This is a genomic window from Oscillospiraceae bacterium, from assembly GCA_022483045.1.
Classification (GTDB): domain Bacteria; phylum Bacillota; class Clostridia; order Oscillospirales; family Acutalibacteraceae; genus Caproicibacterium.
Map to the genome: position 1 here is coordinate 1,420,728 of JAKVOA010000001.1, position 20,588 is coordinate 1,441,315.

Sequence of the window (20,588 nt, forward strand, 5' to 3'; positions counted from 1 at the left end):
TATAAACACTATTACAGGTGATGTTTCAGCGGCTGGTCAGCCGGGCGGCTGCGCAAAGGTTTTGGCAGATATTTCATCAGATCACGGCGCACCTGACGGTGGGCCTCATCTTTCGGTGCGGGGACACCCTGCTTGGGTGTATGCTGCGGCTTTTTCGACAACGCCGCGCTAGCCGCGGCGACAGATTTAGGCAGTGGCGCCTTGTGGTTTGCTTTCGTCTGCTGCTTCGGCCTTGCCTGCTGTTTTGCTTTTGCCGGGCGCTGGCCGGTGTGCTTTTGCGCATGCTTTTGTGCAGCAGGCGCACCCTGCTTTTCCGTACGGCGTTTTCTGGCGTTTTGAGCAGCTTTGCGGCGCTCGTCCTGCTTTTGCTGGCGCTCTTCTTTTGTCATAGGCACCAGGTCCTGCATCGGATACGGGTGCTCTTTGATTTCTGGCACTGTCTGTTTAATCAGTTTTTCGATATGCACAAAATCCGCTTTTTCGTTAATGCTGCAAAAAGAAATAGCGGTGCCGCTCTGCCCAGCACGGGCAGTACGGCCGATACGGTGCACATACGTTTCGGGTACTTCGGGAATATCAAAATTGATGACATGGGAAATATCCGGAATATCAATACCGCGCGCAGCGATATCCGTTGCCACCAAAACGCGTATCTGCCGGCATTTGAATTTTGTAAGTGCCGCCTGGCGGGCATTCTGGCTTTTATTGCCGTGTATTGCGGCTGCAGCAACACCTGCGCGGGTCAAGTCGCGCACCACACGGTCTGCGCCGTGCTTCGTACGGGTAAATACCAATGCCGAAGAAATGCGCGGGTCTTTCAGTGCCCAAATAAGCAGGCGGCCTTTGTTGTTTTTATCGACATAGCATACTTTTTGGTCGACCGCCTCGGCCGTGGTCGCGGGGGGCGTTACGCTGACTTTCACCGGGTCCTGCAAAATGCTTCTGACCAAAGAGCGAATTTCATTCGGCAGGGTCGCGCTGAACATCAGATTCTGCCGCTTAGATGGCAGCTGTGCAATAACCCGGCGCACATCGTGAATAAAGCCCATATCGAGCATACGGTCCGCTTCATCCAGCACAAAAATCTCCAAATGAGACAGATCAATATAGCCTTGGCCGATCAGGTCATTTAAGCGGCCTGGTGTTGCAACCAAAATTTCCGCGCCGCGCTTCAGCTGCGCAACCTGGCTGTTTTGGCTGACACCGCCGTAAACGACGCAGCAGTTCAGCGGCAGTCCTTTTCCGTACATACGGAAATTATCGTAATTCTGAATGGCAAGTTCCCGGGTAGGGGTTAAAACCAGCGCCCGAATGGTTTTGGGGCTGGCCGGTTTTTGTGCAAGCATCTGCAAAATTGGCAGCGCAAAGGCCGCGGTCTTTCCGGTTCCGGTCTGGGCACAGCCAAATAAATCGCGCCCCTGCAGCACATAGGGAATGGCCTGCTGCTGAATCGGCGTCGGTTCTGTATAGCCGGCATGTTTTAAGTTCTTCTGAATAGCAGGAATCAGTTGCAATGATTGAAAATCCATATTACTCTCTTTTCATCAATAATAAAGCCGCCGAAAAAGCGACCGTGAAAGCTTCTGCGAAAAAGCAAAAAGAAACACCCTGTCTTTTTACAGTTTTCATATTAGTTGAATAGATTATACCATGCTTTTCTGTACAAGACAAACGGAATCTGACGCAAAAAGCGCCGCAGAAGCTTTTCTGCCCCTGCAGCGCCTATACAAAATTTCTTTTTCAGGACAAGGTCTCAATGCCCTGTGCGCTGACTCGCGCATGAATTAGCGGCACTGCGTCCGGTGCCTTTTCGCCAATGGTAAATGCACTGCGCAACAGGATTTCTGCCGCACGGCACTTTGCTTCATCTGCAGCGTACAGCTCAGCCACAGTTTCGCCGCGACAGATTTGGCTGCCGGTCTTTTTGTGTAGGAAAATACCTGCACTGTGATCGATGGACTCGCCTTTCTTTTCACGGCCGGCCCCAAGCTCGACAGCAGCAATGCCACATTTTTCGGTATCCATACGGGTAATCCAGCCATCTTTATCCGCCGTAACCGGATACGCCGCCCCCGCCTTTGGAAAACGGTCGGGATTTTCCAGTACCGAAATGTCGCCTCCCTGCGCCGCGGCCATTTCCTCAAATTTTGCAAAGCCCTCGCCGTTTTGCATTTGCCGCTGTGCCATCTGCCGGCATACGGAAAGTTCGCCCTTACCTGCAAGGAACAGCATATTTGCCGCCAGCTCACAACAGACTTTTGTCAGGTCATCGGGGCCTTTCCCGTGCAGGGTTTGACAGACTTCCTTGATTTCCAGCGCATTTCCGATGCACCGGCCCAGCGGGCGGTCCATATCCGTAATCAGCGCGACCGTCTTGCGACCAACGTGCTCGCCGATTTCGACCATAGCTTGTGCAAGTTTTACAGAATCAGCCTCTGTTTTCATGAAGGCCCCGCTGCCGGTCTTCACGTCAAGTAGGATACGGTCTGCACCTGCGGCAATTTTCTTACTCATTATACTTGAGGCAATCAGCGGAATTGAGCTGACCGTTGCGGTTACGTCCCGCAGGGCATACAGCTTTTTATCGGCGGGGACCAGATTACCAGTCTGTCCTACCACGCAGCAGCCAACTTTCTGCACAATTTCAAAGAAGCGCTTTTGGTCAATTTCGGTAGACAGGCCCGGAATAGACTCCAGTTTATCAATCGTACCACCGGTATGTCCCAAGCCGCGCCCGCTCATTTTTGCGACGCGCACGCCCAAAGAAGCAACGACCGGCGCGACAATCAGTGTTGTCTTGTCGCCTACGCCGCCGGTCGAGTGTTTATCCACTTTCACGCCGTCTATCGCCGACAAATCCACCATATCGCCGGAGTGTGCCATGGCAAGGGTCAGCTGTGCGGTCTCGTGTGCAGTCATGCCGCGCAGATAAATGGCCATTAAAAGCGCACTCGTCTGATAATCCGGTATTTCTCCTTTTACGCAGCCTGTAATAAAATACTGAATTTCTTCCTGCGTCAGCGTGCCGCCATCGCGCTTTTTGGCGATAATATCATACATGCGCATACAGAATTCCTCCCTGCTCAGCCGTGCGCTTCCTGCTTTTTCAGAATCTTTACGATTCGGCTGGTGCCCAAACGGCTGGCGCCCAGCTCGATGAATTTTTCTGCATCTGCAAGGGAAGCAATGCCGCCGGCCGCCTTAATACGCACCTGCGGGCCAACATGCTTTTTAAACAGCGCAACATCGGCAAAGGTAGCGCCACCTGTGGAGAAGCCGGTAGAAGTCTTGATAAAATCGGCACCGGATTCGGTGACAATTTCGCACATCTTGATTTTTTCCTCTTCGGTCAGCAGGCAGGTCTCCACGATTACTTTGAGAATATGGCTGCCGCAGGCTTCTTTCATGCTGCGAATTTCCGAAAGCACCTTGTCATACTGTTTGTCTTTTACCCAGCCAATATTGATAACCATATCGATTTCATCGGCACCGTTTGCCAAAGCATCTTTGGTTTCAAAAACCTTTGCCGCGGTGGTAGAGTATCCGTTTGGAAAACCGATGACCGTGCAGACCGCCATGCGGTTGCCAACATATTCCTTTGCCTTCTTTACAAAGCTTGCCGGAATACAAACGGAAGCCGTGTGGTAATGAATGGCGTCGTCGCAGATTTCCTGAATCTGCGCCCAAGTCGCATCTTGTTTGAGCAGGGTATGGTCAACCATGCTTAAAATTTTCTGTGTATCCATTTTTCTATTTCCTTTCTGCTTTTTTCATGAAAAGCAAAAACGGAGCGGCCGTAAGGGAAACCGCCCCGATTTTTATTTTTAGCGGGTGCCTTTTTCGTAGGGCATGCCGTCCGCTTTTGGTGCAACAGAGCGGCCGACAAACAAAATCAGTACGACAATGCTTAAAATGTACGGCAGCATTGCCAGCACCTCTGTGGGAATCGGCACATTTTTAAGGCCGAGAAACACAGAAAGCGCCTCTGCAAAGCCAAACAACAGGCAGGCACCATAAGCACCTTGCGGTGTCCATTTGCCGAAAATCACGGCAGCCAACGCAATAAAGCCGTGGCCGCTGATGGCAGTCGGGGTAAACTGCTGAATGACGGCCAGTGTCATAGACGCACCGCCCAAACCCGCCAACATACCGGAAATGATGACGCAGATGTAGCGCGTGCGGTCTACGCTGATGCCCATGGTATCAGCCGCCGCGGGGTGCTCACCGACAGAGCGGATGCGCAGCCCCCACTTGGTGCGGTACAGCACAAACCACATCACGAGCATGGCAATGAATGCCAAAACGACCGTGCTGTCTAGATTCAAGTTCTGTGCCACTGTGTTTTTCTGCGCACCGCCCAAAATCTTTGGCAGCTTGTGCGGCACCGGCTGGCTCATAGTCGCGCCGGAAAAACACAGGCGGCACAGGAACAGTGCCAGACCGGGACCAATCAAGTTCAGTGCAATGCCCGAGATTGTTTGGTCTGCTTTAAAGGTGACAGAAGCAACCGCGTGCAGCAGCGCAAAAGCACCGCCGGCAAGACCCGCCGCCAAAAAGCCAATCCAGGCATTTCCGCTAAAGTAGCCGACGGCTGCACCGACAAATGCGCCAATGGTCATCATGCCCTCAATACCCAGGTTGACAACGCCGGAGCGCTCAGAGATAACGCCCGCCAGCGCACCGAAAATTAACGGTGCAGAGTACATCAGGGTAATGCCTATCAGTAAAGAAATATTATTTAGCATGGCGCATCCCTCTCTTCTCCAGCTTTGTTGCCAGCGCCGGCACCACTTTGGTCAGAGCAACAAAGAACACGATCGTGCCGATCATGATATTAATAATTTCGCTGGGGGCACCGATATTCGCCTGAATCGACTGCCCACCATACAGCAGGCCGCCAAAGAGCAGGCCCGCAAAAATGCAGCCGATTGGGGAACTGCCGGCAATAAAGGCAACCGACAGGCCGTTAAATCCGTTGTTTTCAAAGGCGGACAAAATAGAAATGCGGTGTGGGTTGGTGCCGGTAATCGTCAGAGCCGCCGCCAAACCGGAAAGCGCGCCGGCAATCAGCATGGTCAGAATCACATTTTTGTTGACTGAAATGCCTGAAAATTCGGCCGCATCTCGGTTTAAACCCACCGCGCGCAGCTCATAGCCCTGTGAAGAGCGGTACAGCAGGAACCACACAAAAATGGCCGCGGCAATCGCCACCAAAAAGCCGAAATTTACATCAGTTTTCAGCAGGACTTCTTTGAGCAGTTTATTCCTGCTAAGGGCTGCAATGCCCGCATCGCTGGTTTTCCAGTTTGGCAGCAGCATGGTGTAACTGCTGGGATTAACCGGATAGGTCGCTGTGGTATTGGGCTGATGAAACGTGGAGGACTGCACCACAAGGTTGGAAAGGTACAGAGCAATCCAGTTAAACATAATACTAGTCAGCACTTCGTGTATACCGAATTTTGCTTTCAGCAGGCCGACAATGCCGCCCCACAGCGCACCGGCCGCCATGCCGACCACGATAACCAACGGGATTTCCAAAATCGGCGGAAAATTGCACAGGTAGCCAACCATATTGGCCGCCAAAGCACCGACAATATACTGTCCCTCAGAGCCGATGTTAAATAAGCCGACCTTGTAGGCAAAGGCCACGCTCAGGGCTGTTAAAATAAGGGGAGTTGCCTTGATGATAACATTGGATATGTATTTTGGTCTGCCGAAAATGCCGCTAAACAGCGCACCAAACGCCGCCCCCGGGTTGTACCCTGTTACCCCCAGTACGATTGCCGCAACCGCAAAGCCGCAGAGAATCGCGATAATTGTGGAGGTAATCGGTTTTTTCAGAATCTTTACCGTTTTATCCATTCTGTGTACCTCCCGCCATCAGCAAGCCGATCGTTTTCTCGCCCACTTCGCCCTGCTTAAAGGTACCGGCGATTTGTCCTTTATAAAGGACATCAATGGTGTCGGAAACGCTCATGATTTCGTCCAGTTCCAAAGATACCAGCAAAATGGCACGGCCACGGTCGCGCTCGCGAATCAGCGTTTTATGAACATACTCAATCGCGCCGACATCCAGCCCGCGGGTCGGCTGCACCGCAATGAGCAGGCTGGGCTCATTTGCCACCTCGCGTGCGATGATAACTTTTTGCTGGTTGCCGCCGGAAAGGCCGCGCGCCGGCTCCCCTGCACAGTTATCGGGGCGGATATCATAGTCTTTGATGAGTTGATTAGCAAAAGACTGAATCTCGCCGCGGTCGAGCATTCCTTTTTTACAAAAAGGCTCTTCGTGATACTTTTTCTCCAGTATCATGTTTTCCGCAACGGTAAAGTCCATAACCAGACCGCGGCGCTGGCGGTCCTCATGAATGGTAGCGATTTTGTGGTCCACGACATTGCGCGGGGAAGTATTCTGTATCTCTTCCCCATTCATCTTGATGGTGCCGCTTTCGGTTTTGCACAAATTCGTAACGGCATCGATCAGCTCTTTCTGGCCGTTGCCGTCAATGCCCGCTAACCCGACAATCTCGCCCGCGCGCACTTTCAGCGAAAGGTCTCGCACTGCCGGCACACCGCGGTCATCCTTGACGTTTAAGTGGTCGATTTCAAAAACGGTCTTGCCAGGCTTTGCAGGCGTTTTTTGCACTACCAGCTGCACCGTGTGGCCAACCATCTTGGAAGCAAGCTCTTCTTCACCTACATCTGCAACCGGAACCGTATCTACATACTTGCCGCGGCGGATAATGGTGCACATGCTGGAGCTCGCCTTAATCTCTTTCAGCTTATGGGTGATAATAATAATGGTCTTGCCGTCATCAATCAGGTTATGCAGAATATGAATCAGGTCATCAATTTCCTGCGGGGTAAGCACTGCCGTGGGTTCATCCAAAATCAGCAGGTCAGCGCCGCGGTAAAGCGCCTTTAAGATTTCAACGCGCTGCTGCATGCCAACGGAAATGTCCTGAATTTTGGCGTCCGGGTCCACTTCCAACCCATACTTTTTAACCAGTTCTTCCACTTGCCCGCGGGCTTTTTTCATATTCAGCACACCAAAGTGGCTGGTGGTTTCGTTGCCCAAAATAATGTTTTGCGTAACTGTGAAGTTGTCTACCAGCATGAAATGCTGATGCACCATGCCAATGCCGTGGGCGATTGCGACATTTGGGCTGGAGATATTTGCTTTTTTTCCGTTTAAGTAAATTTCCCCTTCATCTGCTTGGTACAGCCCATAAAGCACATTCATCAGTGTGCTTTTGCCTGCGCCGTTTTCACCCAGCAGGGAATGGATCGTACCTTTTTTTACATTTAGGTCTACATGGTCCAGTGCACAGAAGGTACCGAAAAATTTCGTTATGCCGTGCATCTGCACTGCATACTCGCTGCTGACCTCCATTTTGACTTACCTCCGCGTGGTATCGTAAAAATTCTGAAAAAAGCGGGGCGCCCGAAAAGGACGCCTCGCTCTTGAGGAACTCATCAGGAAGCTCCCCTACCCTGCAAGTCCTTTTACTTTACAGAGTCTTCTGGTACTTGGTAAATTCATCCTTAGTCGCCGGCGGCACGATCTTGCCGCTCTTAATGTCCGCTTCTACCTTCATAGCTGCATTGTAAGTGGCGTCGCCCATCAGCTTGTGCTCCGTAGGAATACCGACTGCATCTTCTGTCAAGCCGTAGGTATAGGTCTTTGCACCGATTTTTTCGCCGTTCATCGATTTTTTAGAGACATCCTCAACTGCAGAGTGCACCAGCTTCAGTGCAGAGGTCAGCACATTGCTCGGTGCAAGGTAAGCCTGGTCGCGGTCAACACCGATAGCGTACTTGCCGCTGTCTTTTGCTGCGCTGATGACACCAACACCGACACCGCCGGCTGCATGGAACACAATGTCGCAGCCACTGGAGTACATGCTGTTTGCGATTGCCTTGCCCTTGGAAGAATCCGAGAAGCTCTCTGCATACTGTGCATTGACTGTAATGGTCTTTTTCAGTTCTTTTGCAGCGTATGCGACACCGGCTTTGTAGCCATACTCAAACTGGTCAATGATGTTGCTGCTAATGCCGCCGACAAAACCGACTTTGCCAGTCTTTGTTGTTTTGCCCGCGATGTAGCCGACAATAAAGGAAGGCTCCTGTGCGCGGAACATCACGCCGGTTACGTTCTTCGGCATGGAAGAAGCATCGTAGCCATTGTCGACGATAGCATAGTTGATATCGGGGTTTGCCTTTGCAGCTGTGCCGATTGCCTTTGCCATGGCAAAGCCGACGCCCCAGATAAGCTTTGCATCGTCATCTGCAGCCTTGTCCAAGTTGGTTGCATAGTCGCTTTCCTGCTTGGATTCCATATAGTTGACATCCGCGCCGGTTGCTTTCTTCAGGTTCTGCAGTCCCTCCCAAGATGACTGGTTGAAAGACTGGTCGTTGACTCCGCCGGTATCGGTTACCATGCGGATTTTGTAGCCCTGGCCGCTGGCAGAAGCAGCACTGCCCGCTGCGCTGGTGCCAGAGGTGCTTCCGGAACTGCTTGCAGCACCGCCGCAGGCGGTCGCTGACACAGCGATTGCGCCGGCCAAAACGGCGGCCAGCAGTTTCTTCATCTTTTTCATTTCGATAATCCTCCTGTTTCTAAAAACAGATCCCTAAAATGATTCAAAATCCCATTCCCGCACACCGTGCAGGCGGCAGAGGACGCAGATTTCGTAGCAAAATAAAATACATACCGAAGGCTCAGCGCAGAATCTGATGCAGACGGGAAGTACCCGTGATTTTCTGCGGAACATCGAATGCGTCCAAAATAGTAGCGCCGATATCGGCAAAAGTCGGCAGAGTGCCAAGATTGGTGCCGGCTTTAACGCCCGGCCCGGCAATGACCCACGGCGTGTACTCACGGGAATGGTCCGTGCTGGGGGTGCTGGGGTCGCAGCCGTGATCTGCAGTAAACATCATCAAGTCCTCAGGACCAAGGTGCTCCAAAAGAGCAGGCAGAGCTTTATCTACTGTGGTCAGCGCGCGGGCATAGCCCTCTACATCATTGCGGTGTCCGTACAGCATATCAAAATCCACCAAATTAACAAAGCACAGGCCGTTAAAATCGCGCTCGGTCAACGCAATCGTCTTTTGAATACCCTCGTCGTTGCCCGTCGTGCGGGTAAACTCTGTGACGCCGCGCCCCGCGAAAATATCGTTGATTTTACCTACGGCAATCACATCTTTGCCGGATTCTGAAAGCTGGTCAAGCATGGTCACCGCGGTGGGCTGCAGCGAAAAGTCATGGCGGCGGGTTGTGCGCGTGTAATTGGGCCATGTGCCAACATACGGCCGTGCAATAACCCGGCCGACGCTGTTTTCCCCGGTGAGCAGTTCACGGGCAATTTGACAGTCTTTATACAGTTCCTCTACCGGAATGGTCTCTTCATGCGCTGCAATCTGAAACACGCTGTCGGCAGAAGTATAGACAATCAGCGCGCCTGTTTTCTGCTGCTCTCTGCCGTACTCCTTGATAACTTCCGTACCAGAATAGGGCTTGTTGCACAAGACCCCGCGGCCGGTGCGCCGGCTGAATTCCTGCAGCAGGTCCTGCGGAAAACCGTTGGGGTAAGTCGGCATTGGTGTTTTTGAGTTAATGCCGGCAATTTCCCAGTGGCCGGTAGTGGTGTCTTTTCCTTTGGAAACCTCTGTCATGCGCGCAAAAGCGCCCGCCGGATGCTCTACAGCTGGGCGGCAGGAAACACCATCTATATTGAAAAGGCCAAGTTCCTGCATATTCGGCATGGCAAAACATGGGCTGGAGGACGCTGCTGCCAGCGTATTGCTGCCCGCGTCGCCGTAATCTGCAGCGTCCGGCGCCTCGCCGATGCCTACGCTGTCAAGTACAATTAAAAAGATTCTCTTCAAAGCTGTATTGACGCCTCCCAAAAAATCTGCAGGAACCGCATCAAGCGAGCCTGCACAAAAATAGACGCTATCTAATTGTGTAAATATTAAATAACTACCGTCCATATTATAATACAATCTTTGTGATATTGCTATCCCAAATATGAAAAAAAGAACGTAAAAAGTCGCATTCCAGTTTATTTGGAAAAGAATGTGGTACATAGGAACATCTATATAAATAAATTACCAAAAATTTTTTTGTTTTATTCGTAAAACTCATTTTAAGGCGTTTTTTCTTCTTTTGTGCTGCTGTCCCGTTTTTGCTTTATTTCACTATCTCTTTAGCAAGCTTATTCGTTAAAGTGATGCATTGCAGTGTGATTTTATTTCGGTTTCTTGTGTATTGCACACAAATTTGCTCCGTACATTCTCTTGTTTCACGTGCGGTGCCATTCGTGTTTTTTCATTTCCCCTGTTGATTCTTGTGTAAAAACGCCGCCGCGCATTTCCATTTTTTCGGGTGCCGATACCTAAAGAGAAGCATGAGAAAATCGAGCAAAAGACAGCTTTTCTGCTCCCTGCGCAGGCAGGGAGCAGACTGCACAAGTGGTCAGACAACTTGCGGTACAAAAAAGCAGTATCAAAACAGGTGATTTTGACAGCAGGTAACGCGCAAAGTCCCCCTCTCTGATACCCTTTGCCGCATAAAGGCACTCATACATTTTTCATGAAGTGGAATTTTTATCCGCAAAAAAGCGGCGAAACCGTATGGAAAAATACGCTTCCGCTGCTTTTATTTTCTGCAGAATATACTGAATGATTATCTGACGTGTTGTTTTACATTCCTTTGGATTTATCGCTGCAGGCTTTCATAGCGTCCATGACACAGCCGCGCAGGCCCTTTTCCTCCAATACGCGCACAGCCGCTATGGTTGTGCCTGCCGGAGAGCAAACCATATCTTTCAGCTCGCCTGGGTGCTTGCCGGTTTCCAGTACCATTTTGGCGCTGCCAAGCACCGACTGCGCAGCAAAGGTATATGCCTGTTTGCGCGGCATGCCGTCGGCAACTGCCGCGTCCGCCATGGCCTCAATAAACAGAAAGACATACGCTGGGGAACTGCCGCTGACCGCGGTAACCGCATCCATCAAGTTTTCGGGAACGACTTCGGCTTTGCCAAAACTGCGCAGCACCCGCAGTGCACGCTCCAAAAGTGCAGGAGTTATTTCTTCGTTGGGGCACACCGCTGTAATCCCCTCGCCCACCATGGCCGGTGTATTTGGCATAGTGCGGATAATCGGCACCTGGCCGCCAAACTGCTCGCCAAGCCATGCAAGTGTTTTGCCCGGTGCAATGGTGATAATCAACTGGTTGGAAATGCTGCCGCGGATTTGGGCAATCACAGTTTCATAGAACTGCGGTTTTACCGCCAAGACCAAAACATCAGAGGCTTCTGCTACTGCCTGATTATTCTGTGTCGTGGAAATGCCGTACTGCGCTTTTGCCTTTTCCAGTGTTTCCGCTGTGCGGGCAGAGGCGGTAATCTCCACCGGTTTGCAAAGGCCGTTCTTTAAAATACCAGCAATCATGGCTTTTGCCATATTGCCACAGCCGATAAATCCAATTTTCATAACGGATGGCTCCTTTTCATTTTTTAATTCATGACTGTTTCTATTGTAAAAGGATTTTTGCAAAAGAGCAAGGCTTTCCTTGCAACAGATTCTCTTTCTGAATTTCCAGCTGATCTATGGTATAATAGAAATAAAAATCTGCGGGCCGCACAAAGAGGAGGGAAAAAGCGTTTGTATAAAATTTTGATTGTAGAGGACGACAGCATTATTGCCAGCGCGATCGCCAAGCATCTCGCCGCATGGGGACTGCAGGCCGTTTTGATTAAGGACTTTCAGCATGTAACCGAAACATTTGCCAAAGAGGACCCTCAGCTTGTTTTAATGGACATTACTCTTCCCTTTTTTAATGGCTACCATTGGTGCGAAGAGATCCGCCGCATTTCTAAAGTGCCGATTATCTTTCTCTCTTCAGCATCTGACAATATGAATATCGTCATGGCGATGAACATGGGCGGCGATGATTTTATAGCTAAGCCCTTTGATATCAATGTATTGACAGCAAAAATACAAGCGGTGCTGCGGCGCACCTATGACTTTGGCGCACCGGCAAATTTAATTGAACATGCGGGCGCTATTTTAAACCTCTCGGACGCGACCTTTTCTTTTTCGGACCAAAAGCTCTCGCTGAGCAAAAATGAGCTGAAAATTCTACAGGCACTGATGGAAAACAAGGGCCATGTCGTGCGGCGTGAGGACCTGATGACTCGCCTGTGGGAAACCGACAGCTATGTGGATGAAAACACCCTGACGGTCAACATCAACCGTCTGCGGCGCAAGTTGGAGGAACTGGGACTTTCCGATTTCATTGTGACAAAGAAAGGGCTCGGCTATATGGTGAAAGCATGAAACTCTTTTTTTCTTATCTGCAAATGCACCACAAGTCTCTTTTATTTATCGGCGCCTCTGCGCTTATTTTTCTAATGATTTTTTCGCTGTACGACCTGCCGTTTACAGCAGTGGGCTATGCGGCAGCGCTGTCTGTCTGCTGCGGGGCTGTGATTGGTCTGCTCGATTTTTTGAACTTTCGCAAAAAGCATTTCTGGCTGCAAAAGCTGCAGAAACAGATTATGTTTGGTCTGGATATTCTGCCGCAGCCGCGCACGCTGGTGGAAAAAGACTACCAGGAACTGCTGCAGGCCCTATTTTCCTATACGGCAGACCTGACCACAGAATATGACCGCAGCCACTGTGAAATGACCGATTACTATACCCTGTGGGCACACCAGATCAAGACCCCGATTGCGGCCATGCGCATTCTTTTGCAGTCTGACCAGGGACCAGACCACGACGCCCTGTGCGACTGCCTATTTCACATTGAAGAATACGTGAATATGGTGCTCTCTTATGTACGGCTGAATGAAAGCGGCAGTGACTTTGTGATAAAAATGTGTTCCTTAGACGCCATTGTGCGGGGAGTGATCCATAAATATGCGCCGCTGTTTATCCGCAAAAAAGTTGCTCTGCATTACCAGCCGATTTCCTGTACGGTGCTGACCGACGAAAAGTGGCTCTCTTTCGTGATTGAGCAAGTACTTTCTAATGCGCTGAAGTACACGCCCAGCGGCAGTGTTTCTATCTATCTAGAAGAACCGGAAACACTGGTGATTGCCGACACTGGCATCGGTATTGCGCCGGAAGACCTGCCGCGTATCGGACAAAAGGGCTTTACCGGCTACAATGGCCGTATGGATAAAAAATCGACCGGCATCGGGCTGTACCTGTGCCGCAGAATTTTGAAAAAGCTTTCGCACACTTTTTCCATTTCATCGGAAGCAGGCAAAGGCACCGCTGTAAGAATCGGTCTGCAGTACAGCAAAATCAAAATGGAATGACACGGTTTGTGCCCCAATCTTACACACCTGTAAGGTTGAGGCGCATTTTGTAAGCTGCTTCTATGGCAGCGCCGCGTTTCTTCCTCTATACTAGATTTATCAGCAAAACAGAGGAGGAACATGACAATGTCATTTCTTGAAGTAAGCAATCTAAAAAAAATATATACGACCCGCTTGGGCGGGACCCATGTGCAGGCGCTGAGCAACGTTACTTTTTCGGTAGAGCGCGGCGAATATGTCGCCATCATGGGCGAAAGCGGCAGCGGCAAAACGACGCTGCTGAACATTTTGGCCGCACTGGACACCCCTACCTCGGGGCAGGTCACGCTGGACGGAAAAAAACTTTCCGACTTAAAAGAAAAAGAGCTCTCGGCGTACCGCCGCAGAAATTTAGGCTTTGTTTTTCAGGACTTTAACCTGCTGGACAACTTTTCCCTGCAGGACAACATCTTTTTGCCCCTCGTCCTTTCCGGCGAAAGCTACCCGGAAATGAAAAAGCAACTGGACCCGATTGCACAGGAACTGGGCATTGCTGATATTATACAGAAATACCCTTATGAGGTTTCTGGCGGGCAAAAACAGCGCGCCGCTGTGGCGCGCGCCATCATCACCAAACCAAAGCTGCTGTTGGCCGATGAACCAACCGGTGCTTTGGACTCCCGCTCTGCCGATGCTCTAATGCAGATTTTCGGCAGGCTCAATGCCGCCGGCCAAACCATTGTGATGGTTACCCACAGTGTGCGGGCCGCCAGCAACGCACAGCGCGTTTTGTTTATCCGCGACGGCGAAGTCTTTCATCAGGTGTACCGCGGCAAACACAGCACTGAAGAAATGTTTGCCCTGATTTCCGACACCCTTACTTTAATTGCAACGGGCGGTGAAAAGGATGCGTAAAGGTTTTTACATGAAACTTGCTGCGCAAAATGTAAAACTAAACAGCAAATTTTATATTCCTTATCTCATTGCCAGTTCCATAACCGCCGCCATGTTTTACATTATGGGTTTTTTGGCCTTTAATCCTGGGTTGAAAGGCAACAGCATAAACACCGTTATGGCATTCGGTGTTTGGGTCATTGCCATCTTTTCAGTTATTATCCTGCTGTACATTAACAGCTTCTTAATGAAACGCCGCCAAAAAGAAATCGGCCTGTACAACGTGCTCGGCATGGAAAAGCGGCATATCGGCCGCATTTTCGGCTGGGAAACCGTTTACTCCTACCTCATCACCATGGTCTGCGGGCTGGGCGGCGGTATTTTGTTGAGCAAGCTGTTCCTGCTGCTGCTGTACCACATCTCTAATCTGCCCACCAAACTGCAGTTTGAGGTGAGCGGCAAAAGTGCAGGAAACACGCTGATTTTGTTTGCAGGCATTTTTCTGCTGATGCTGGTGCTTAACCAGGTCAAAGTGCACTTTAACAACCCGGTAGAGCTGCTGCGCGGCGGAAATGTGGGTGAAAAGGAGCCGAAAGCCAACTGGTTCCTCGCTATTCTGGGTGCAGTGCTGCTGGGTGCAGGGTACTACATCTCCCTGACTACAAAAAATCCGCTCAGCGCATTGGAGTATTTCTTTATCGCTGTTCTTTTGGTCATTGCAGGCACCTACCTTCTCTTTATCGCGGGTACTGTCGCCATTTTAAAGCTGCTGAAAAAAAACAAGAAATTCTACTATAAAACTAATCATTTTACAGCGGTTTCTGGTCTTTTATACCGCATGAAGCAAAACGCCACCGGCCTTGCCAGTATCTGCATTTTGGCTACCATGGTTATGGTGATGATGTCGGTCACAGTTTCTCTGCAGGCTGGCGAGCAGAATATCATCGATACCATGTACCCGCAGGATATCTGTGCAAATGTTTATAATGCAAAAAATACCACCGTAGGCAAATCTGTAAACGACCTAGTAGAAAAAGCCGTCAAAGAAGTCGGACGCACCGTGAAAAGTGCACATTACGGGCGCTACCTGCCGCTTACCACTACCCTGAAAAACGGAAATTATGTATTGGATTCCTCCAGTAATATCATGGCGGAAAACTCTGCTGTCTTTACCGTAATGACCGCGCAGGAATATCAAAACTCTACGGGGCAGAAACTTTCCCTCGCGGACGGCGAAGCTGCCTACTACTCCTTTTATGGTTCTTTACCCTCAAGCTTTCAGCTGCTTGGCCAAAAGCTGAAACTGACCACTCGGCTTTCGAGTGCCCCGGTAACTACGGGCAACCAATCCGCTTACCTTGTTAACTCTCATCTGCTGGTGGTAAAAGACGAAAAGGTACTTGCCGCCCTGATGCAGATGCAGATGGCTACTCAAAAAGATGGATACTCTACCTATACGTATTCTTATGCCTTTGATACAGACGGTACCGACACGCAGAAAATCGCCCTATCAAAAACGGTAAATCAGGCTTTGCGCAGCCTTTCAAACTCACAGAACGGGTCTGACAATGATTCTCATGCTTTTTCTGTCGTAGAAAGTCGGCAGTCATCGGCAAACGATATTCAGAATATAGTTGGCTCTCTCCTGTTCTTAGGCATGTTCCTCTCGCTTCTGTTTGTCATGGCCACGGTACTCATCATCTATTACAAGCAGATTTCAGAAGGCTACGACGACACAGAGCGGTTCAATATCATGCAGAAAGTGGGCATGAGCCGTGCAGAAGTACGCAAATCCATTCACAGCCAGGTGTTGTTGGTATTCTTCCTGCCGCTCATTGTCGCGTGCGTGCACATGCTGGTGGTATTCCCTTACCTGACAAAGCTGCTGAAACTTTTCCAGCTGACCAACGTTCCGCTGTTTGCAGCGTGCGCGGCAGGTACGGCAGCCGTCTTTGCGGCAGTGTATGTAGTTGTCTATGCCATTACTACTCGCACGTATTATCACATTGTTTCCCCTGCCAAATCATAAGATTACAAGAATTCCACAAGATAAATACGATAGCAAAGGGAAGGTCCCTGCTGCAAGTTTGCAGCAGGGACCTTCCCTTTTGTATTCAATGTTTTTCAGCTGTGCGGCGGCCTTCTGTTTTTTTGGTATTTTTTTGATAAAGCAAAAGCAGACCTTTCAGCATCAGCATATTGTCCAGATGTATTTTATGCTGGCACTGTGCCACAATAATCGGCGCAACGCCGCCTGTTGCCACGACACAGGCTTTCATGCCAATCTCGTCTTCAGCGCGGTCAATCAGGCCGTCAATCATAGCAGCATGGCCATACACTGCGCCGGAGCGCATACAATCCTTTGTGTTGTTGCCAATTAGCTTTGGTGGAGCCTCCAGGTCAATATGGGCAAGCTGGCTCGCATGGTTTGCAAGCGCATTCATGGAGATGACCGGCCCCGGAATAATCATGCCACCAATATAGTTTCCCTTTTTGTCAATGACCGAAAGTGTAGTGGCTGTGCCCATATCAAAAACCAAAATTGGCTTAGGGTACTTTGCACTGGCCGCCACAGCGTCCACCACCAAATCCGCGCCCAAAGTTGCTGGGTTTTCCATAAGGATATTGAGCCCGGTTTTTAGCCCTGAGCTGACGATCAACGCTGTTTTTCCAGTGACTAGGCATATTGCCTGCTGCAGCGGCAGCGAAAGCTGCGGCACAACCGAGGAAATAATGGCGCCCTCTATCGCGTGCCGGTCGATATTGTGCAGGGAAAACAGATTTCGTATCATCAGGGCATATTCATCACTGGTCTTTTTTGCATCCGTCGAAAGCCGGGCCGTAAAATAAGTGTTTTGGCTGTCTAAGCAGCCCAACACGATGTTTGTGTTGCCAACATCAACTGCTAAAATCATGCAGAAATCCGCCTTCCTTTTGGGAAACGGCGCACCTGCAGAATGCCTCTGCTGTGCGCCGCTCTGTTGCTTTTTCATTACATAAAAGAATTATAAAAAAGTGTTTTAGCCTTTTCCGTGCACGGGTGCTCGCCGGCCAAGCATCTCTGGCTGCGCAAACCGCAGCAGCACCTTGCCGATTGCAGAAACCAAAATGCCCGCCGCCACGGCCTCGATAACACCGTTAAAACTGACAACGCCCATGATGATGCCTGGCACTGCCTGCGGCGCAATTCCCTTTGCTGCCGCGTAAGCGTCGCAGAAGAAAAAGTAGATGAGACCCATGACAAACACTGTATTTGTCAGCGCACCAACTACGCCGCTGACTGCCAAAGACGCCACATGATGGTCGCGGCCCTTGAGCAGCTTTTCCATGCCTTGAAACACATAATAAGGGAAAATACCCACTAAAATGCGCGGCAAAAAGCAAATGAGCAGCGCAAGCGGTGTGCCATGCGTGGTGCCCGGCAGTGGAATAAACGGCGAAAAGGTAAACGATGTAAGCGCCGGCATCATGGTATTGTTAACTAAACTGGTCAGACCAAAGAGGGCGCCCAATGCCGCACCATACTGCGGCCCGAGCAGCACCGACCCCAAAATAACCGGGATGTGGATAATGGTCAATTTAATGAAAGGCAGCGGGATAAACCCCAGCGGGGTAAACCCCATAATCAGTGTAATGGCAGCAAACAGCGCCATTAAGACAAATTTGTAGTACTTCGCGTTCTTTTTCATTTTTATAACCCCCTGCTGCCGCTCTTATCCCCGATAAGATGCAGCGCATTATTTTAAACAGGTATCATTATAACAGAAAACTCACTAAAATCAAGCCCTTTTCTTCCTATTTGTCACAATATTTGTTACAAAAATCACAAGTAGGCAGTTGCATTTCTGTACCATCTTCTTGTATAATAACAAAAGTATTAGAAAACCTTTTAAATCATCAATTTTTAACCGGGAAAGAAGATTGTACAGAATGCTTTTACAGAATAAGACCATTCTGCTGGGCGTTACCGGCAGTATTGCCGCCTATAAAGCAGCCGCCCTTGCCAGCCGCCTGACACAGCAGGGCGCCGCTGTGCATACCCTGCTGACCAAAAACGGCGCTCAGTTTGTCGGGCCAGTCACCTTTGAGGGCGTCACCGGTCAAAAGTGTGTGGTAGATACCTTTGACCGCACCTTTCAGTACAGCGTAGAGCATATTGCGCTGGCAAAACAGGCCGACCTGGTTTTGATTGCGCCCGCCACAGCCAACGTCATTGCCAAGCTGGCAAACGGTCTTGCCGACGATATGCTGACAACAACCGTGCTGGCATGCCGTTGCCCGAAAATGATTGCCCCGGCCATGAACACCGGCATGTACGAAAACCCCGTCACGCAGGACAACCTGAAAAAGCTGCAGCACTATGGATGGAAAATCATTGCGCCCGCCTGCGGGCGGCTTGCCTGCGGCGACGTGGGCGCCGGTAAGTTTCCGGAGCCGGCCGACATTCTGCAGGACGTGCTGCAGGTGCTCGCCGAGGAAAAAGACATGGCCGGCCTGCATGTACTGGTAACCGCCGGTCCTACACAGGAAGCGCTGGACCCTGTGCGCTACCTGACTAATCACTCTACCGGAAAGATGGGCTATGAATTGGCGCGCAGCGCCGCCCGCCGCGGCGCCGATGTCACACTGGTGAGCGGCCCGACCTCCCTTGCGGCGCCAACAGGTGTCCGTTTGGTTCCAGTATGTTCTGCACAGGAAATGTTCAGCGCCGTGACGGCTGCCGCACCGCAGCAGGACCTGCTCGCCTTTGCCGCCGCAGTTGCGGATTACCGCCCTCAAAAAACAGCCACCGACAAAATCAAAAAAGGCACAGGCGTTCTTACCTCCCTGCCGCTGACCGCAACGCCGGATATTCTGCAGTATATTGGTGAGCATCGCCGCCCCGGTCAGCTTTTGTGCGGATTTTCCATGGAAACGCGTGATTTGGTGGAAAACTCCCGCAAAAAGCTTGTCAAAAAACACGCAGATATGATTGCCGCAAATAATTTAAAAGTAAAAGGCGCTGGTTTTGGCACCAGCACCAATGTAATGACGCTGATTACAACAGACCATACCGAAGAACTGCCGCTTTTAAGCAAATATGAAACCGCCGGCAGGATTTGGTCTACGCTGCTGCAAATGCGACGCACATAAATTCTGTATTTTCGTATACACTACTGTCATACCCAATATAAAAGAGGTGTATGACATGACAGAACTGCAATGCTCCGTAAAAGACTGTATGAACAACAGCCAAAGCTGCTGCTGCCGGCCGGATATTATGGTCAGCGGCAAATGCGCCTGCGGCTGCGAGCAGACCAGCTGCGCCGACTTCCGGAAAAAAGGCAGCGCCAGTGCACAGAACAGCTGTGGCTGCTCTCAGCCTGACCCGCAGATGCATGTCCGCTGTGAGGCGGAAAAGTGTATCTACAATGAGCAGGGCGACTGCACAGCAACCGATATCCAGGTGAGCAGCACAAGCCCGCAGACTTCCGGAAAATCCGAAACTGAGTGTGCGACCTTTAAAATGAAATAAGTTTCCGCATAAAAAGCTGCCCTGCCCTGTGCCGCCGCACAGGCAGGACAGCTTTTTTATTGTTTTTCACCCATGCACTTTTATGCATGCAGCTGCGAAAGGACTTCTCCTACTGATGCATGTACTACCAAATTGGCTGCGTCGTCTGCAGCAGTCTTGGATTTGTTAATCAGCACCAGACGATCGCCGCGATAGTAGCGAATCAATCCCGCAGCAGGATAGACAACCAGTGAAGTGCCGGCAACAATCAGCATATCTGCCTGCAAAATGGCCTGCACAGCACCCTCCACAACATCTTCGTTTAAAGATTCTTCATACAGCACTACATCGGGTTTGATAATGCCGCCGCAAGAACAGCGCGGGATACCGGTGCTGTTCTGTATGGTTTCCATCGGATAAAACTTGTGGCAGCGCTGGCAGTAATTACGCAGCACACTGCCATGCAGCTCATATACCTGTTTGCTGCCAGCTGCCTGATGCAGTCCGTCAATATTTTGGGTGACAATGGCAGTAAGCTTTCCGGTCTGCTCCAGCTCAGCCAGCTTTTTATGCGCGGCGTTTGGCTTTGCATTCGGATAAAGCATTTTATCTCGGTAAAAATTAAAGAATTCTTCGGTATGCTCTTCGTAAAAAGTATGACTCAGCATGGTTTCCGGCGGATAACGGTATTTTTGATGATACAGTCCGTCCGTACTGCGGAAATCTGGAATGCCGCTTTCCGTGGAAACGCCCGCTCCACCGAAAAAGACAACCCGGCTGCTTTGGTCCAGCAAATTCTGCAGTGCCTTGATCTGGTCCATTCCAATTCCCTTCTTTCAATTTTTTATATAGTACCGCTTTTTAGCGATTCAGGCAAGTAAAATGACGATTTCTGT

At 50.4% G+C, this 20,588-nt stretch carries 18 protein-coding genes; 6 read left to right on the forward strand and 12 right to left on the reverse strand.

Annotation, left to right across the window (positions count from 1 at the left end; genetic code table 11):
* Positions 1-11: 11 nt before the first annotated feature.
* The 9 genes from LKE53_06850 to proC form a co-directional block, all read right to left on the reverse strand.
* A complete protein-coding gene (locus LKE53_06850; protein MCH3972458.1) occupies positions 12-1,529 on the reverse strand; it encodes a DEAD/DEAH box helicase in 1,518 nt (505 codons plus the stop codon).
* 211 nt (positions 1,530-1,740) lie between these two features.
* Positions 1,741-3,066 carry a pyrimidine-nucleoside phosphorylase gene (locus LKE53_06855; GenBank protein ID MCH3972459.1) on the reverse strand — a complete coding sequence of 442 codons (1,326 nt, stop codon included), beginning with the start codon at positions 3,064-3,066 and terminating at the stop codon, positions 1,741-1,743.
* 17 nt (positions 3,067-3,083) lie between these two features.
* The gene (gene deoC, locus LKE53_06860) at positions 3,084-3,746 is read right to left on the reverse strand and encodes a deoxyribose-phosphate aldolase (protein ID MCH3972460.1); all 663 of its coding nucleotides are present in this window, start codon (positions 3,744-3,746) and stop codon (positions 3,084-3,086) included.
* Between the two features lie 78 nt (positions 3,747-3,824).
* Positions 3,825-4,745, reverse strand: a complete 921-nt coding sequence (locus LKE53_06865; protein MCH3972461.1) for an ABC transporter permease — start codon at positions 4,743-4,745, stop codon at positions 3,825-3,827.
* Entirely contained in the window at positions 4,735-5,862 is a 1,128-nt protein-coding gene (locus tag LKE53_06870) for an ABC transporter permease (protein MCH3972462.1), read from the reverse strand. Before LKE53_06870 ends, LKE53_06865 begins: the two co-directional genes overlap by 11 nt.
* Positions 5,855-7,360, reverse strand: coding sequence for an ABC transporter ATP-binding protein (locus tag LKE53_06875; GenBank protein ID MCH3972463.1), 1,506 nt, complete (start codon positions 7,358-7,360; stop codon positions 5,855-5,857). The genes LKE53_06870 and LKE53_06875 overlap by 8 nt, the downstream gene beginning before the upstream one ends.
* Before the next feature lie 148 nt (positions 7,361-7,508).
* On the reverse strand, positions 7,509-8,588 hold the full coding sequence (locus LKE53_06880; protein MCH3972464.1) for a BMP family ABC transporter substrate-binding protein: 1,080 nt from the start codon (positions 8,586-8,588) through the stop codon (positions 7,509-7,511).
* A 130-nt stretch (positions 8,589-8,718) separates the two neighbouring features.
* Positions 8,719-9,885, reverse strand: a complete 1,167-nt coding sequence (locus LKE53_06885; protein MCH3972465.1) for a phosphopentomutase — start codon at positions 9,883-9,885, stop codon at positions 8,719-8,721.
* 816 nt (positions 9,886-10,701) lie between these two features.
* On the reverse strand, positions 10,702-11,493 hold the full coding sequence (gene proC / locus LKE53_06890; GenBank protein ID MCH3972466.1) for a pyrroline-5-carboxylate reductase: 792 nt from the start codon (positions 11,491-11,493) through the stop codon (positions 10,702-10,704).
* 171 nt (positions 11,494-11,664) lie between these two features.
* Here proC and LKE53_06895 point away from each other — a divergent pair, with 171 nt between their 5' ends.
* From LKE53_06895 to LKE53_06910, 4 genes are all read left to right on the forward strand, one after another.
* Positions 11,665-12,339 carry a response regulator transcription factor gene (locus LKE53_06895; GenBank protein MCH3972467.1) on the forward strand — a complete coding sequence of 225 codons (675 nt, stop codon included), beginning with the start codon at positions 11,665-11,667 and terminating at the stop codon, positions 12,337-12,339.
* A complete protein-coding gene (locus LKE53_06900; protein ID MCH3972468.1) occupies positions 12,336-13,325 on the forward strand; it encodes a sensor histidine kinase in 990 nt (329 codons plus the stop codon). Before LKE53_06895 ends, LKE53_06900 begins: the two co-directional genes overlap by 4 nt.
* A 126-nt stretch (positions 13,326-13,451) precedes the next feature.
* Entirely contained in the window at positions 13,452-14,219 is a 768-nt protein-coding gene (locus tag LKE53_06905; protein ID MCH3972469.1) for an ABC transporter ATP-binding protein, read from the forward strand.
* Complete coding sequence (locus LKE53_06910) at positions 14,212-16,227, forward strand: FtsX-like permease family protein (protein ID MCH3972470.1); 2,016 nt, start codon at positions 14,212-14,214, stop codon at positions 16,225-16,227. The genes LKE53_06905 and LKE53_06910 overlap by 8 nt, the downstream gene beginning before the upstream one ends.
* 85 nt (positions 16,228-16,312) lie before the next feature.
* Here the strand turns inward: LKE53_06910 and LKE53_06915 are convergent, their stop codons facing one another.
* Both LKE53_06915 and LKE53_06920 read right to left on the reverse strand, forming a co-directional pair.
* Positions 16,313-17,113, reverse strand: a complete 801-nt coding sequence (locus LKE53_06915) for a type III pantothenate kinase (protein MCH3972471.1) — start codon at positions 17,111-17,113, stop codon at positions 16,313-16,315.
* A gap of 105 nt (positions 17,114-17,218) precedes the next feature.
* Complete coding sequence (locus tag LKE53_06920) at positions 17,219-17,887, reverse strand: ECF transporter S component (GenBank protein ID MCH3972472.1); 669 nt, start codon at positions 17,885-17,887, stop codon at positions 17,219-17,221.
* A 241-nt stretch (positions 17,888-18,128) separates the two neighbouring features.
* Here LKE53_06920 and coaBC point away from each other — a divergent pair, with 241 nt between their 5' ends.
* Both coaBC and LKE53_06930 read left to right on the forward strand, forming a co-directional pair.
* A complete protein-coding gene (gene coaBC, locus LKE53_06925) occupies positions 18,129-19,331 on the forward strand; it encodes a bifunctional phosphopantothenoylcysteine decarboxylase/phosphopantothenate--cysteine ligase CoaBC (protein ID MCH3972473.1) in 1,203 nt (400 codons plus the stop codon).
* 55 nt (positions 19,332-19,386) lie between these two features.
* Positions 19,387-19,713 (forward strand): DUF1540 domain-containing protein, encoded by a 327-nt coding sequence (locus tag LKE53_06930; protein MCH3972474.1) that lies wholly within the window; start codon positions 19,387-19,389, stop codon positions 19,711-19,713.
* Between the two features lie 80 nt (positions 19,714-19,793).
* Here the strand turns inward: LKE53_06930 and LKE53_06935 are convergent, their stop codons facing one another.
* Positions 19,794-20,513: an NAD-dependent protein deacylase gene (locus LKE53_06935; GenBank protein ID MCH3972475.1), complete on the reverse strand. Its 720-nt coding sequence runs from the start codon at positions 20,511-20,513 to the stop codon at positions 19,794-19,796.
* Positions 20,514-20,588: the final 75 nt, after the last annotated feature.